The sequence below is a fragment of the Escherichia sp. Lx600-2 genome, assembly GCF_036662595.1.
GTDB lineage: Bacteria > Pseudomonadota > Gammaproteobacteria > Enterobacterales > Enterobacteriaceae > Escherichia > Escherichia coli.
The window spans coordinates 21,108-35,387 of sequence record NZ_JAYQWM010000010.1; the positions used below are offsets into that span (position 1 = coordinate 21,108).

Consider the following 14,280-nt stretch of genomic DNA (forward strand, 5'->3'; position numbering starts at 1 on the left):
GTTCACTTTCAGTATGGAGGAGTCAGGGGGGAGTATCAAATCAGGCGTCGCGTTCCAGCAAACGACGCGCGGCGCGTTTCTGGCTAAACTGCCAGCCCAGCGCAAGGAAAGTGAAGATGCCAATAATGCCCAGCATCATCCACGGAAGCTCTGGTTGGTGCGCCGATTTGCCCAGGTCAAACAGCCAGCCGCCACCGATATAACCAATAGCGCCACCAATCGCCAGACCCAGACGGCTAAACCCCATATAGCTGCCGCGAGCTCTTGCGTCCGCCAGCGAAGCACTTAAGGTTTCACGCGCAGGCTCGGCAATGATCGACCCGATATAAAACAGACAAATCAGGGTGAAAAGTTGTTGCAGGCCGCTGACCATGCCCACCGGCATCATGCTTAATGACATTATCAACAGCCCAGCCATCAACCGGTGTTCCAGACGAAAATGCTTTTCACTCCAGCGGGCGATAGGGTAGAGCAACGTTAACGACAGACACGCTTCAATGGCATACATCCATTTAACGGCAGAGGGCGCACCAGCCACGTCGTTGACCATAATTGGCAGCATCAGCATCACTTGTACAGCCAGCATGTAGTAACCCGCCAGCGTCAGAACATAGGTGACAAAACGCTTGTCACGCATCACGCGGGTCATGCCTTCGCGAACGGGCGTGCGTACGGTGGAGAGTTTCCATGCTGGTAACAACCACGCATTGAACGCCGCACACAGCACAAATAGAACTGCCCCTGTGGCGCAGACCAGGCGAAAGTCGTATTGCAACAGCCAGCTCCCCAACAATGCGCCAATGACCGCACCGGCACTGTCCTGCATCATCAACAGCGAGAAAAAACGACCACGTTGTTGTGGACGGATTAGTTTCACCACCAGCGCCGAACGCGGCGGATCAAACAACGTGCCGCCGAGTCCCGAGAGCAGGCATGAAAACCACAATAGCCACGGTTCGTGGGCGATACCCATTGTGGCGAATCCGGCGGCGCGCATCAGCATACCGGTAACAATCATCGGTTTGGCACCAAAGCGGTCGGCAATTGCGCCGCCGAAAATACCCAGACCTTGCTGAATAAACTGGCGTAGACCGAGAGCAATACCGACCATGACGGCGGCCCAGCCCATTTGATCAACGAAGCGGATAGAGATCAGCGGGAAGACAACAAAGAACCCCAGCACGACCAGCATATTATCGATGAGCAGGAAATATTTACCCAGGTTCCTCGCCTGCGACACGCGGGACATTTCCCCTCCCGGGAAATAAAAGATGAGCACTTTCTATTCTGCATTGCCGCTAAGACTTTTCCCATCACTTCGGGGACAATATTTTTTATCAAAACGTCGCTTTGATAGAGAGTTTTTATCAAATATGTGAATAATGCAGACAATGGCATTTTGGACTTTTCACAGGGTCTGGTTGCGCAGGTATAGTAATACTTACAGCGTATTAAAGACGTTACGGGAAGGAGTAGGTATAGAATGTTTGGCTATCGCAGTAACGTGCCAAAAGTGCGCTTAACCACAGACCGACTGGTCGTGCGTCTGGTGCATGAGCGTGATGCCTGGCGTCTTGCGGATTATTACGCAGAGAATCGCCATTTCCTCAAGCCCTGGGAGCCAGTGCGCGACGAAAGCCACTGTTATCCATCAGGCTGGCAGGCCAGGCTGGGGATGATTAACGAATTTCATAAACAAGGTTCAGCTTTCTACTTTGGCTTATTCGACCCGGACGAAAAAGAGATTATTGGCGTTGCCAATTTTTCCAATGTTGTTCGCGGCTCTTTTCATGCCTGCTATCTCGGTTATTCGATTGGGCAAAAATGGCAGGGCAAAGGACTCATGTTTGAAGCCCTGACCGCAGCCATTCGTTATATGCAGCGCACCCAACATATTCATCGCATTATGGCTAATTATATGCCGCACAATAAACGTAGCGGTGATTTACTGGCGCGACTGGGTTTTGAAAAAGAAGGCTATGCGAAAGACTATCTGTTGATTGATGGACAATGGCGCGATCACGTACTGACGGCATTAACTACCCCAGACTGGACGCCCGGCCGCTAAGGAGAATCTCATGAAATATCAACTTACTGCTCTGGAAGCCCGCGTGATTGGCTGCTTGCTGGAAAAGCAGGTGACCACGCCGGAGCAATATCCGCTCTCAGTCAATGGTGTAGTAACGGCCTGTAATCAGAAAACGAACCGTGAACCGGTCATGAATCTGAGTGAATCTGAAGTGCAGGAACAGCTGGATAATCTGGTCAAACGTCATTATCTACGCACGGTGAGCGGTTTTGGTAATCGGGTCACCAAATATGAGCAACGTTTTTGTAATTCAGAATTTGGCGATCTGAAACTGAGCGCCGCAGAAGTGGCGTTAATCACCACGTTGTTATTGCGTGGTGCCCAGACGCCGGGTGAACTGCGCAGCCGCGCCGCGCGAATGTATGAATTCAGCGATATGGCGGAAGTGGAGTTGACGCTGGAACAACTGGCGAATCGCGAAGATGGTCCTTTTGTGGTGCGTCTGGCCCGCGAACCGGGTAAACGCGAAAGCCGCTACATGCATCTTTTCAGCGGTGAGGTAGAGGATCAGCCGTCGGTAACGGATATGTCGAGCGCGGTTGACGGTGATTTACAGGCCCGCGTTGAAGCCCTGGAAATCGAAGTGGCAGAACTGAAACAGCGTCTTGATTCGTTGCTGGCCCACCTGGGAGATTAAAGTGAAAAAATTACGTATCGGCGTAGTGGGATTAGGCGGCATTGCGCAAAAAGCGTGGTTACCGGTGCTGGCGGCAGCGTCTGACTGGACGTTACAAGGAGCCTGGTCGCCTACGCGCGCGAAAGCCCTGCCAATTTGTGAAAGCTGGCGCATTCCTTATGCCGATTCGTTATCCAGCCTTGCCGCCAGTTGCGATGCGGTTTTTGTACATTCCAGCACCGCCAGTCACTTTGACGTGGTCAGTACGTTACTCAATGCGGGGGTACATGTCTGTGTCGATAAACCGCTGGCAGAAAATCTGCGCGATGCTGAACGGCTGGTGGAACTGGCGGCGCGGAAAAAACTGACGTTGATGGTCGGTTTTAACCGTCGTTTCGCACCACTCTACGGTGAGTTAAAAACGCAACTCGCCACCGCAGCCTCGCTAAGAATGGATAAACATCGTAGCAATAGCGTCGGGCCACACGATCTTTATTTCACGTTGCTGGATGATTATCTGCATGTGGTGGATACCGCGCTGTGGTTGTCGGGCGGCAAAGCCTCTCTGGATGGCGGTACGCTACTGACTAACGACGCTGGCGAAATGCTGTTTGCCGAGCACCATTTTTCGGCCGGTCCTTTGCAGATCACCACCTGTATGCATCGCCGTGCCGGAAGTCAGCGTGAAACCGTGCAGGCCGTGACTGACGGTGCGCTGATCGACATTACGGAAATGCGCGAATGGCGTGAGGAGCGTGGGCAGGGTGTAGTGAATAAACCGATTCCTGGTTGGCAGAGCACGCTTGAGCAACGTGGATTTGTCGGCTGTGCGCGGCACTTCATTGAATGTGTGCAAAATCAGACAGTTCCGCAAACCGCCGGCGAACAGGCCGTGCTGGCGCAACGTATCGTTGACAAGATCTGGCGCGATGCGATGAGTGAATAAACCCTGTAACATCTGGCGGTAGCAATTCACCATAATCCAGGTAGACTATTCGCCTCTTTCAGCGCCTGCCTTGCAGGCGTTTTGCCCGTGGGTCTGGATTAGAACACCGATGAATTTATTAAAATCGCTGGCCGCCGTCAGCTCGATGACCATGTTTTCGCGTGTGCTTGGCTTCGCACGTGACGCAATTGTCGCCAGAATCTTTGGCGCAGGGATGGCAACCGACGCCTTTTTCGTCGCTTTTAAACTTCCTAACTTGTTACGCCGTATCTTTGCCGAAGGGGCATTTTCCCAGGCATTTGTACCGATTCTGGCGGAATATAAAAGTAAGCAGGGTGAAGACGCCACGCGGGTCTTTGTCTCTTATGTTTCTGGCCTGCTGACACTTGCGCTGGCGGTTGTGACGGTCGCTGGCATGCTCGCCGCACCGTGGGTGATCATGGTGACCGCGCCAGGCTTCGCTGACACAGCTGATAAATTTGCCCTGACCAGCCAGCTACTAAAGATTACCTTTCCCTATATCTTGCTGATCTCCCTGGCGTCGCTGGTGGGAGCGATTCTGAATACGTGGAACCGCTTCTCGATTCCGGCGTTTGCTCCAACACTGCTTAACATCAGCATGATTGGTTTCGCGCTGTTTGCCGCACCGTACTTTAACCCACCGGTGCTGGCGCTGGCGTGGGCTGTTACGGTCGGCGGCGTCCTGCAGCTGGTGTATCAGCTACCGCACCTGAAGAAGATCGGCATGCTGGTCCTGCCGCGCATTAACTTCCACGATGCCGGAGCAATGCGCGTGGTGAAACAGATGGGACCGGCGATCCTTGGCGTCTCTGTGAGCCAGATCTCCTTAATCATCAACACCATTTTTGCCTCGTTTCTTGCTTCCGGTTCGGTGTCGTGGATGTATTACGCCGACCGCTTAATGGAGTTTCCGTCCGGTGTGCTGGGCGTGGCGCTTGGCACCATTTTGCTGCCGTCGCTGTCGAAAAGTTTTGCCAGTGGCAATCATGATGAATACAACCGTTTGATGGACTGGGGGTTGCGTCTTTGTTTCCTGTTGGCGCTGCCGAGTGCGGTTGCGTTGGGCATTCTTTCCGGTCCGTTAACCGTTTCGCTGTTCCAGTACGGTAAATTTACCGACTTTGATGCGCTGATGACCCAGCGGGCGTTAATTGCCTACTCGGTGGGTTTGATTGGCCTGATTGTAGTGAAAGTGTTGGCTCCTGGCTTTTATTCCCGCCAGGACATTAAAACGCCAGTGAAAATTGCCATCGTTACGCTGATTTTAACGCAATTGATGAACCTGGCGTTTATTGGTCCGTTGAAACATGCCGGGCTGTCACTTTCTATTGGTCTGGCGGCGTGTCTGAATGCTTCGCTGCTTTACTGGCAGTTGCGTAAGCAGAAAATCTTTACCCCGCAACCTGGCTGGATGGCGTTTCTGTTGCGTCTGGTGGTGGCGGTACTGGTGATGTCTGGCGTGCTTTTAGGTATGTTACATATCATGCCGGAGTGGTCATTGGGTACCATGCCCTGGCGCTTGCTGCGTTTAATGGCGGTCGTGCTGGCGGGGATTGCCGCGTACTTCGCTGCACTGGCGGTACTGGGCTTCAAAGTTAAAGAATTTGCCCGCCGGACGGTGTAACAATGCATTCCGGCCTGCAGTGCAGGCCGGAGATAATCTTCAGATCGAAATCTTTTTACTGCCGCGATGGGTTGTTGAGGTCTGACCGTTCGCCCCATATAGCGTCGGTTCCTGATGCGGTTTCAACATTTCCAGCGCCTGTTGATTGCGCTCAATCTGTCCTTCCAGTAACCAGCCGTTATGTTGATTCATTTGGCGTAGTTGCTGCGTTTTCACAGCAATTTCCTGCCAGCGTTGACTAACATCAACGCTATTTGCTGTATTGGGTTCTTTCCTGCGTAACTGTTCGAGGTAATCCAACGTTGCCAGCAGTGAGCTTTTTTGTTCTGTAATCCATTGCAACTGGCTGTCGTTGATCTGCCCCATAGAGAGATGTTGCTGCTCTTGATCCATTACCGTTTTGAGATCGTTAAGCACAGCGGACATCTGGTCGAGGATCTCTGCAAGACGCGTCATACGATTAATTACTCTGCAAGTCTTGCTGCGCTTCGTTGATCAGCGCATCGGCAATTTTGCCGGTGTCCATTTTTAGTTCACCGTTACGAATCGCCAGTTTTAACGCTTCGACACGTTCAAGATTGATATCACTGCTGCCGGGTTGCATCAGTTTTGCTTGTGCGTCGCTTAACGTCACACTGGTGCTGGTGGAGGCTGTTGTTTTTGCCGCCCGGGTGTTCGTTACCGGCGCGTCAGTGGTTTCGCGCGGTTGAACGGTGCTTACGGGCTTCAGAGGCGAAGTGCGATCAATACTCATGGTTTATTCCTCATTGAGGGCGCTTTTATCATGTGTTGCTTATTTATCGGCAAGGGACGGGTAATCTTTAACAGCTTACAGGTTTATAAGAATATTCCCATCTGCATCAACAACGCCGCTGACTACCTGTCCAGATACCATGCGCACCCGCGCATTCTGTGCGACGGCTGCATTGTTCAGCGCCTGACCTTCTGCGTTGGCGCTAAACCCATCACCGCTGGCGATCACGTTGACGCGTTGTCCCGCTTTTACCCGCCATGCCTGGCGAAACTGGGTTAACTGGATAGGTTGATCGGGTGATAGATCGCGCAGGCTAACGGCATCAACAAGTTGATTGATATCCAGCACCGTACGCGGCGGCAGGGTATCCAGCCGTCCGCGTTTTAGTTTGACATTGCCAGCTTCCAGCTTTCCTCCCCGCACAATGGGCATCGCGGCAACCACATAATTTCCTGTGGCCTGCACATTAACCTGTAAATATCGTTTGTCGTTACCGCAGCGTGCCAACACATTCACATTGCCCCACAGGCGGGAATTATTGCTCATCGAAAGCAATGGCTGCTCGCACGGCGGTAGTAGATTGGGCGCTGTACGAATAGAAACACGAACCTCATCACTTACCCCCGCGAGTTGGGCGCTAAAAAAGTTGTGCAATTGCGATGTGAGATTGCTCGCCGTACTTAACGGACTGAACAGTATCGCGATGATCGCCACGCTACGTTTTATTGTCAGCATTTTCGCCCCCAGCCATTTCTACAACGTGAATTGTACCTGTCCGCAATGACCATCAACGGCATAAATAGCGACCCATTTTGCGTTTATTCCGCCGATAACGCGCGCGTAAAGGCATTTAAGCTGATGGCAGAATTTTGATACCTGCGGAGGAGATATGCTCGATAAGCTCGACGCCGCCTTACGTTTTCAACAAGAGGCGCTCAATCTGCGCGCCCAGCGTCAGGAAGTGCTGGCAGCAAACATCGCCAATGCCGATACCCCTGGTTATCAGGCGCGCGATATCGATTTTGCCAGTGAACTTAAAAAAGTCATGCAACGTGGACGGGATGCAACCAGTGTGGTTGCTCTGACGATGACCTCAACGCAACACATTCCGGCGCAGGCGCTGACGCCTCCTACCGCAGAACTGCAATACCGTATTCCGGACCAGCCTTCGCTTGACGGTAATACCGTCGATATGGATCGCGAACGCACCCAGTTTGCCGATAACAGCCTGCAATACCAGATGAGCCTTAGTGCGTTGAGCGGGCAAATCAAAGGCATGATGAACGTTTTACAGAGCGGAAATTAACGGATGGCACTGCTGAATATTTTTGATATCGCCGGATCGGCGTTAACTGCCCAGTCCCAGCGCCTGAACGTGGCGGCCAGTAATCTGGCGAATGCTGATAGCGTGACCGGTCCCGATGGACAGCCATATCGGGCAAAACAGGTGGTATTCCAGGTTAACGCTGGACCAGGTGCTGCGACAGGCGGCGTAAAGGTTGCCGATGTTATAGAAAGTCAGGCCCCGGACAAACTGGTTTATGAACCGGGTAATCCGCTGGCGGATGCAAAGGGCTACGTAAAAATGCCGAACGTTGATGTTGTCGGAGAGATGGTTAACACCATGTCGGCGTCACGCAGCTATCAGGCCAATGTTGAAGTGCTCAACACGGTGAAAAGCATGATGCTGAAAACCCTTACGCTCGGTCAATAAAGGAGAAAGCTATGTCCATTGTGGTAACCACCACCGATCCGACAAATATCGGCGTCAGTATCACCAGCAGTAGTTCGCTCACGGGCAGCAACGCCGCAGATTTACAAAGCAGTTTTCTGACTTTGTTGGTGGCGCAGCTGAAAAACCAGGACCCGACCAATCCAATGGAAAACAACGAGCTGACGTCGCAATTGGCACAAATCAGCACGGTCAGCGGGATTGAAAAACTCAATACCACGCTCGGATCTATTTCCGGACAGATTGATAACAGCCAGTCGTTACAGGCCAGTAACCTGATCGGTCACGGCGTGATGATCCCCGGCACCACTGTTCTTGCGGGAACCGGCAGTGAAGAAGGGGCTGTGACCACGACCACGCCGTTTGGTGTTGAGCTGCAACAGGCGGCAGACAAAGTTACGGCCACCATCACCGATAAAAATGGCGCGGTTGTGCGCACCATTGATATTGGTGAACTGATCGCCGGAGTCCACAGTTTCACCTGGGACGGTACGTTGACTGACGGCAGCACTGCGCCGAACGGTTCTTACAACGTAGCGATTAGCGCCAGTAACGGTGGTACACAACTGGTTGCCCAGCCGCTGCAGTTTGCTCTGGTGCAGGGTGTGATCCGCGGCAACAACGGTAATACGCTGGATCTCGGCACTTACGGCACCACCACCCTCGACGAAGTACGGCAGATAATTTAAGCCTTCACATTTCAGGAGTCAGTCATGGCCTTTTCTCAAGCGGTTAGCGGATTAAACGCTGCCGCCACCAACCTCGATGTTATTGGCAACAATATCGCCAACTCCGCCACCTACGGCTTTAAATCAGGCACGGCCTCTTTTGCCGATATGTTTGCCGGTTCGAAAGTGGGATTGGGGGTAAAAGTTGCCGGTATCACTCAGGACTTTACCGATGGCACGACCACCAACACCGGGCGTGGTCTGGACGTTGCTATCAGCCAGAACGGTTTTTTCCGTCTGGTAGACAGCAACGGTTCGGTGTTCTACAGCCGTAACGGACAATTTAAGCTGGATGAGAACCGTAACCTGGTGAATATGCAAGGTTTACAGCTGACGGGTTACCCGGCAACCGGTACGCCGCCGACTATTCAGCAAGGGGCGAATCCGACCAATATTTCGATCCCGAATACCCTGATGGCAGCGAAAACTACCACCACGGCGTCGATGCAGATCAACTTGAATTCCAGTGATCCGCTTCCCTCTGTTAACGCATTCGATGCCAGCAATGCGGATAGCTATAACAAAAAAGGTTCGGTGACTGTTTTCGACAGTCAGGGTAATGCTCATGACATGAGCGTGTACTTTGTGAAGACCGGGGATAATAACTGGGAGGTCTACACCCAGGATAGCAGTGATCCAAACAGCATTGCGAAGATAGCGACAACACTGGAATTTAATGCTAATGGCACATTAGTGGATGGTGCGATGGCGAATAATATCGCAACCGGCGCAATTAACGGCGCAGACCCCGCCACGTTTAGCCTGAGTTTCCTCAACTCCATGCAGCAAAATACCGGCGCTAACAACATTGTGGCAACCACCCAGAACGGCTACAAACCGGGCGATCTGGTGAGTTATCAAATCAATGATGACGGTACGGTTGTCGGCAACTATTCCAACGAACAAACCCAACTGCTGGGGCAGATTGTACTGGCGAACTTTGCCAACAACGAAGGTCTGGCATCCGAAGGCGACAACGTCTGGTCTGCGACGCAATCTTCTGGCGTGGCGCTGTTGGGGACAGCCGGAACGGGCAACTTTGGCACCCTGACCAACGGTGCGTTGGAAGCGTCCAACGTCGATCTCAGTAAAGAACTGGTCAATATGATCGTTGCCCAGCGTAACTATCAGTCTAACGCCCAGACCATCAAAACCCAGGACCAGATCCTCAACACGCTGGTTAACTTACGCTAATCGCTGACGGGATAGCTCAATGGATCACGCAATTTATACCGCGATGGGAGCAGCCAGCCAGACGCTGAATCAACAGGCGGTAACCGCCAGTAATCTGGCCAATGCCTCTACGCCCGGTTTTCGTGCGCAGTTAAACGCCTTGCGCGCAGTGCCGGTGGAAGGGCTTTCACTGCCCACGCGCACGCTGGTAACGGCGTCAACACCGGGTGCAGACATGACGCCCGGCAAGATGGATTACACCTCGCGCCCGCTGGACGTTGCATTGCAGCAGGATGGCTGGCTGGCCGTGCAGACCGCTGACGGCAGCGAAGGGTATACGCGTAATGGCAGCATTCAGGTTGATCCCACCGGGCAACTGACAATTCAGGGGCATCCGGTGATAGGCGAGGCGGGGCCAATTGCTGTGCCGGAAGGGGCGGAAATCACGATAGCTGCCGATGGCACAATCTCGGCGCTGAATCCGGGCGATCCGGCAAATACGGTTGCGCCAGTAGGGCGTCTTAAACTGGTGAAAGCCACGGGCAGCGAAGTGCAGCGCGGTGACGACGGCATTTTTCGTTTAAGCGCAGAAACCCAGGCCACGCGTGGGCTTGTACTGCAGGCAGATCCAACTTTGCGTGTGATGTCGGGTGTTCTGGAAGGCAGTAATGTCAATACCGTTGCGGCAATGAGCGACATGATTGCCAGCGCGCGGCGTTTTGAAATGCAGATGAAGGTGATCAGCAGCGTCGATGATAACGCAGGCCGTGCCAACCAACTGCTGTCGATGAGTTAATTGAAAGGATACATGACAAGTATAAGTTGCCCGATGCGCAAGTTTATCGGGTCTATGGGGGCAATCGCAATTTATCGATTTTGCGAGCTCTTGTAGGCCGGATAAGGCGTTTACGCCGCATCCGGCAAGAAGACATATGCACTTTGTCACTAATCCACTACAGGACATTTTATGATCAGTTCATTATGGATCGCCAAAACGGGCCTTGACGCCCAGCAAACCAATATGGACGTCATTGCCAACAACCTGGCAAACGTCAGTACCAACGGTTTTAAGCGTCAGCGTGCGGTGTTTGAAGATCTGCTTTATCAAACCATTCGCCAGCCGGGGGCACAGTCTTCCGAACAAACCACCTTACCATCCGGATTACAAATCGGCACGGGGGTACGCCCGGTCGCCACTGAACGCTTACACAGCCAGGGAAACCTGTCGCAGACCAACAACAGCAAAGATGTCGCGATTAAAGGGCAGGGCTTTTTCCAGGTGATGTTGCCAGATGGTTCATCAGCCTATACCCGTGACGGCTCTTTCCAGGTGGATCAGAACGGGCAGCTGGTGACGGCTGGTGGTTTTCAGGTGCAGCCAGCGATCACCATTCCGGCGAATGCGTTAAGTATCACCATCGGTCGTGATGGCGTGGTCAGCGTAACCCAACAAGGCCAGGCAGCTCCGGTTCAGGTTGGGCAGCTTAATCTCACCACCTTTATGAATGACACCGGGCTGGAGAGCATTGGCGAAAACCTCTACACCGAAACGCAATCCTCCGGTGCACCGAACGAAAGCACGCCGGGCCTGAACGGCGCGGGACTGCTGTATCAAGGGTATGTTGAAACGTCTAACGTCAATGTGGCGGAAGAACTGGTCAATATGATTCAGGTGCAACGCGCTTACGAAATCAACAGTAAAGCGGTGTCCACCACCGATCAGATGCTGCAAAAACTGACGCAACTCTAAGGCATAACCGGTGGCAGGTTCACCGGTTTATTGATTTTTGAAGATGATAGCCATGCAAAAAAACGCTGCGCATACTTATGCCATTTCCAGCTTGTTGGTGCTTTCACTAACCGGCTGCGCCTGGATACCCTCCACGCCGCTGGTGCAGGGGGCGACCAGTGCACAACCGGTTCCCGGTCCGACGCCCGTCGCCAACGGTTCTATTTTCCAGTCTGCTCAGCCGATTAACTATGGCTATCAACCGCTGTTTGAAGATCGTCGACCACGCAATATTGGCGATACGCTGACCATCGTGTTGCAGGAGAACGTCAGCGCCAGCAAAAGCTCCTCTGCGAATGCCAGCCGTGACGGTAAAACTAATTTTGGCTTTGATACTGTGCCGCGCTATTTGCAGGGGCTGTTTGGTAACGCTCGTGCCGATGTCGAAGCCTCCGGTGGTAACACGTTCAACGGAAAGGGCGGGGCCAATGCCAGCAATACCTTTAGCGGCACGTTGACGGTGACGGTTGACCAGGTACTGGTCAACGGCAACCTGCATGTGGTGGGTGAAAAACAGATTGCCATTAATCAGGGTACCGAATTTATTCGCTTCTCGGGCGTGGTTAATCCACGCACTATCAGCGGCAGCAATACCGTACCGTCTACTCAGGTGGCGGATGCGCGTATTGAATACGTAGGCAATGGCTACATTAACGAAGCGCAAAATATGGGCTGGTTGCAGCGTTTCTTCCTTAACCTGTCGCCAATGTAAGTGAGGCTGTGGTGATTAAATTTCTCTCTGCATTAATTCTTCTACTGGTTACGACGGCGGCTCAGGCTGAGCGTATTCGCGATCTCACCAGTGTTCAGGGGGTAAGGCAAAACTCACTGATTGGCTATGGTCTGGTGGTGGGGCTGGATGGCACCGGTGACCAGACAACCCAGACGCCGTTTACCACACAAACGCTTAATAACATGCTCTCACAGCTGGGAATTACCGTTCCGACGGGCACCAATATGCAGCTAAAAAACGTCGCTGCGGTAATGGTGACAGCGTCACTTCCTCCGTTTGGACGTCAGGGGCAAACCATCGATGTGGTGGTTTCTTCCATGGGTAATGCCAAAAGCTTGCGTGGAGGTACGTTGTTGATGACACCGCTTAAGGGCGTTGACAGTCAGGTGTATGCGCTGGCACAGGGCAATATTCTGGTTGGCGGCGCAGGAGCCTCCGCTGGCGGTAGCAGTGTTCAGGTGAACCAACTGAACGGTGGACGGATCACCAATGGTGCGGTTATTGAACGTGAATTGCCCAGCCAGTTTGGCGTCGGGAATACCCTTAATTTGCAACTTAACGACGAAGATTTCAGCATGGCGCAGCAAATCGCTGACACCATCAACCGCGTGCGTGGATATGGCAGCGCCACCGCGTTAGATGCGCGGACTATTCAGGTGCGCGTACCGAGTGGCAACAGTTCCCAGGTCCGTTTCCTTGCCGATATCCAGAATATGCAGGTTAATGTCACCCCGCAGGACGCTAAAGTAGTGATTAACTCGCGCACCGGTTCGGTGGTGATGAATCGCGAAGTGACCCTCGACAGCTGCGCGGTAGCGCAGGGGAATCTCTCAGTTACAGTCAATCGTCAGGCCAATGTCAGCCAACCAGATACACCGTTTGGTGGCGGACAGACCGTGGTAACGCCACAAACGCAGATCGACTTACGCCAGAGCGGCGGTTCGCTGCAAAGCGTACGTTCCAGCGCCAGCCTCAATAACGTGGTGCGCGCGCTCAATGCGCTGGGCGCTACGCCGATGGATCTGATGTCTATTTTGCAATCAATGCAAAGTGCGGGATGTCTGCGGGCAAAACTGGAAATCATCTGATGATCAGCGACAGCAAACTACTGGCAAGTGCGGCCTGGGATGCGCAATCACTCAACGAACTAAAGGCGAAAGCGGGCGAAGATCCGGCGGCAAATATCCGTCCGGTGGCCCGCCAGGTGGAAGGGATGTTCGTGCAGATGATGTTGAAAAGCATGCGCGACGCTTTACCAAAAGATGGCCTGTTCAGCAGCGAGCACACTCGCCTGTATACCAGTATGTATGACCAGCAGATTGCCCAACAGATGACGGCGGGCAAAGGTCTGGGGCTTGCAGAGATGATGGTTAAGCAGATGACGCCAGAACAACCATTGCCAGAGGAGTCCACGCCAGCAGCACCGATGAAATTCCCGCTCGAAACCGTGGTGCGTTATCAAAATCAGGCGCTTTCGCAGCTGGTGCAAAAGGCCGTGCCACGTAACTACGATGATTCGCTGCCGGGTGACAGTAAAGCATTCCTCGCGCAACTCTCGCTGCCCGCCCAACTGGCAAGCCAGCAAAGCGGTGTGCCACATCATTTGATCCTCGCTCAGGCGGCGCTGGAATCTGGTTGGGGGCAACGGCAAATCCGCCGCGAAAACGGCGAGCCGAGCTATAACCTGTTTGGCGTCAAAGCCTCTGGCAACTGGAAAGGGCCAGTTACTGAAATCACCACGACTGAATATGAAAATGGCGAAGCGAAGAAAGTAAAAGCGAAATTTCGGGTCTACAGCTCGTATCTGGAAGCATTGTCGGATTACGTTGGGCTTTTAACCCGTAACCCGCGCTACGCTGCCGTGACGACCGCCGCGAGTGCGGAACAGGGGGCGCAGGCCCTACAGGACGCGGGCTATGCCACCGATCCTCACTATGCCCGTAAACTCACCAACATGATTCAGCAGATGAAATCGATAAGCGACAAGGTGAGCAAAACCTACAGCATGAACATTGATAATCTGTTCTGAATAACTCAAGTCCGGCGGGGCGCTGCCGATAATACTCTGTAATTGA

17 protein-coding genes are annotated in these 14,280 nt (G+C 53.1%); 13 read left to right on the forward strand and 4 right to left on the reverse strand.

Annotated features, from left to right (window positions below):
* Window positions 1–40: 40 nt before the first annotated feature.
* Window positions 41–1,249 carry a multidrug efflux MFS transporter MdtH gene (mdtH, locus tag OQV04_RS05715; RefSeq protein ID WP_000092206.1) on the reverse strand — a complete coding sequence of 403 codons (1,209 nt, stop codon included), beginning with the start codon at window positions 1,247–1,249 and terminating at the stop codon, window positions 41–43.
* A 234-nt stretch (window positions 1,250–1,483) separates the two neighbouring features.
* Here mdtH and rimJ point away from each other — a divergent pair, with 234 nt between their 5' ends.
* From rimJ to murJ, 4 genes are all read left to right on the forward strand, one after another.
* Window positions 1,484–2,068, forward strand: coding sequence for a ribosomal protein S5-alanine N-acetyltransferase (gene rimJ / locus OQV04_RS05720; RefSeq protein WP_032280730.1), 585 nt, complete (start codon window positions 1,484–1,486; stop codon window positions 2,066–2,068).
* A 10-nt stretch (window positions 2,069–2,078) separates the two neighbouring features.
* Entirely contained in the window at window positions 2,079–2,726 is a 648-nt protein-coding gene (locus OQV04_RS05725; RefSeq protein ID WP_000877102.1) for a YceH family protein, read from the forward strand.
* Between the two features lies 1 nt (window position 2,727).
* Window positions 2,728–3,651: a Gfo/Idh/MocA family protein gene (locus tag OQV04_RS05730; protein WP_000736162.1), complete on the forward strand. Its 924-nt coding sequence runs from the start codon at window positions 2,728–2,730 to the stop codon at window positions 3,649–3,651.
* 109 nt (window positions 3,652–3,760) lie between these two features.
* Window positions 3,761–5,296, forward strand: a complete 1,536-nt coding sequence (gene murJ / locus OQV04_RS05735; RefSeq protein ID WP_032280731.1) for a murein biosynthesis integral membrane protein MurJ — start codon at window positions 3,761–3,763, stop codon at window positions 5,294–5,296.
* 39 nt (window positions 5,297–5,335) lie between these two features.
* Here murJ and flgN read toward each other — a convergent pair whose 3' ends face one another.
* The 3 genes from flgN to flgA form a co-directional block, all read right to left on the reverse strand.
* Window positions 5,336–5,752: a flagella biosynthesis chaperone FlgN gene (gene flgN / locus OQV04_RS05740; RefSeq protein WP_247806656.1), complete on the reverse strand. Its 417-nt coding sequence runs from the start codon at window positions 5,750–5,752 to the stop codon at window positions 5,336–5,338.
* A 4-nt stretch (window positions 5,753–5,756) separates the two neighbouring features.
* The gene (gene flgM / locus OQV04_RS05745; RefSeq protein ID WP_000020884.1) at window positions 5,757–6,050 is read right to left on the reverse strand and encodes a flagellar biosynthesis anti-sigma factor FlgM; all 294 of its coding nucleotides are present in this window, start codon (window positions 6,048–6,050) and stop codon (window positions 5,757–5,759) included.
* Window positions 6,051–6,125: 75 nt separating this feature from the next.
* A complete protein-coding gene (gene flgA, locus OQV04_RS05750) occupies window positions 6,126–6,785 on the reverse strand; it encodes a flagellar basal body P-ring formation chaperone FlgA (protein ID WP_000955724.1) in 660 nt (219 codons plus the stop codon).
* A 154-nt stretch (window positions 6,786–6,939) separates the two neighbouring features.
* Between flgA and flgB the strand changes: the two genes are divergently transcribed.
* The 9 genes from flgB (at window position 6,940) to flgJ (ending at window position 14,234) form a co-directional block, all read left to right on the forward strand.
* Window positions 6,940–7,356, forward strand: a complete 417-nt coding sequence (gene flgB, locus OQV04_RS05755) for a flagellar basal body rod protein FlgB (RefSeq protein WP_000884702.1) — start codon at window positions 6,940–6,942, stop codon at window positions 7,354–7,356.
* 3 nt (window positions 7,357–7,359) lie between these two features.
* Window positions 7,360–7,764, forward strand: coding sequence for a flagellar basal body rod protein FlgC (gene flgC, locus OQV04_RS05760; RefSeq protein ID WP_032280732.1), 405 nt, complete (start codon window positions 7,360–7,362; stop codon window positions 7,762–7,764).
* Between the two features lie 11 nt (window positions 7,765–7,775).
* Complete coding sequence (flgD, locus tag OQV04_RS05765) at window positions 7,776–8,471, forward strand: flagellar hook assembly protein FlgD (RefSeq protein WP_032280733.1); 696 nt, start codon at window positions 7,776–7,778, stop codon at window positions 8,469–8,471.
* 24 nt (window positions 8,472–8,495) lie between these two features.
* Window positions 8,496–9,704: a flagellar hook protein FlgE gene (gene flgE / locus OQV04_RS05770; RefSeq protein WP_045176284.1), complete on the forward strand. Its 1,209-nt coding sequence runs from the start codon at window positions 8,496–8,498 to the stop codon at window positions 9,702–9,704.
* A gap of 19 nt (window positions 9,705–9,723) precedes the next feature.
* Entirely contained in the window at window positions 9,724–10,479 is a 756-nt protein-coding gene (gene flgF / locus OQV04_RS05775; protein WP_000349313.1) for a flagellar basal-body rod protein FlgF, read from the forward strand.
* Between the two features lie 171 nt (window positions 10,480–10,650).
* Window positions 10,651–11,433: a flagellar basal-body rod protein FlgG gene (gene flgG, locus OQV04_RS05780; protein WP_000625837.1), complete on the forward strand. Its 783-nt coding sequence runs from the start codon at window positions 10,651–10,653 to the stop codon at window positions 11,431–11,433.
* Between the two features lie 52 nt (window positions 11,434–11,485).
* A complete protein-coding gene (flgH, locus tag OQV04_RS05785) occupies window positions 11,486–12,184 on the forward strand; it encodes a flagellar basal body L-ring protein FlgH (protein WP_001295442.1) in 699 nt (232 codons plus the stop codon).
* Between the two features lie 11 nt (window positions 12,185–12,195).
* Entirely contained in the window at window positions 12,196–13,293 is a 1,098-nt protein-coding gene (gene flgI, locus OQV04_RS05790; protein WP_000589326.1) for a flagellar basal body P-ring protein FlgI, read from the forward strand.
* Window positions 13,293–14,234, forward strand: coding sequence for a flagellar assembly peptidoglycan hydrolase FlgJ (gene flgJ, locus OQV04_RS05795; protein WP_001295441.1), 942 nt, complete (start codon window positions 13,293–13,295; stop codon window positions 14,232–14,234). Before flgI ends, flgJ begins: the two co-directional genes overlap by 1 nt.
* Window positions 14,235–14,280 lie beyond the last annotated feature (46 nt).

Bases quoted from the DNA above. Each gene is read 5' to 3' on its own strand.
- flgF (WP_000349313.1), top strand. From the start codon at position 9,724: ATGGATCACGCAATTTATACCGCGATGGGAGCAGCCAGCCAGACGCTG.
- flgM (WP_000020884.1), bottom strand. From the start codon at position 6,050: ATGAGTATTGATCGCACTTCGCCTCTGAAGCCCGTAAGCACCGTTCAA.
- flgN (WP_247806656.1), bottom strand. From the start codon at position 5,752: ATGACGCGTCTTGCAGAGATCCTCGACCAGATGTCCGCTGTGCTTAAC.
- murJ (WP_032280731.1), top strand. From the start codon at position 3,761: ATGAATTTATTAAAATCGCTGGCCGCCGTCAGCTCGATGACCATGTTT.
- mdtH (WP_000092206.1), bottom strand. From the start codon at position 1,249: ATGTCCCGCGTGTCGCAGGCGAGGAACCTGGGTAAATATTTCCTGCTC.
- flgE (WP_045176284.1), top strand. From the start codon at position 8,496: ATGGCCTTTTCTCAAGCGGTTAGCGGATTAAACGCTGCCGCCACCAAC.
- flgB (WP_000884702.1), top strand. From the start codon at position 6,940: ATGCTCGATAAGCTCGACGCCGCCTTACGTTTTCAACAAGAGGCGCTC.
- flgC (WP_032280732.1), top strand. From the start codon at position 7,360: ATGGCACTGCTGAATATTTTTGATATCGCCGGATCGGCGTTAACTGCC.
- flgA (WP_000955724.1), bottom strand. From the start codon at position 6,785: ATGCTGACAATAAAACGTAGCGTGGCGATCATCGCGATACTGTTCAGT.
- flgG (WP_000625837.1), top strand. From the start codon at position 10,651: ATGATCAGTTCATTATGGATCGCCAAAACGGGCCTTGACGCCCAGCAA.
- rimJ (WP_032280730.1), top strand. From the start codon at position 1,484: ATGTTTGGCTATCGCAGTAACGTGCCAAAAGTGCGCTTAACCACAGAC.
- flgJ (WP_001295441.1), top strand. From the start codon at position 13,293: ATGATCAGCGACAGCAAACTACTGGCAAGTGCGGCCTGGGATGCGCAA.
- flgD (WP_032280733.1), top strand. From the start codon at position 7,776: ATGTCCATTGTGGTAACCACCACCGATCCGACAAATATCGGCGTCAGT.
- flgH (WP_001295442.1), top strand. From the start codon at position 11,486: ATGCAAAAAAACGCTGCGCATACTTATGCCATTTCCAGCTTGTTGGTG.
- OQV04_RS05725 (WP_000877102.1), top strand. From the start codon at position 2,079: ATGAAATATCAACTTACTGCTCTGGAAGCCCGCGTGATTGGCTGCTTG.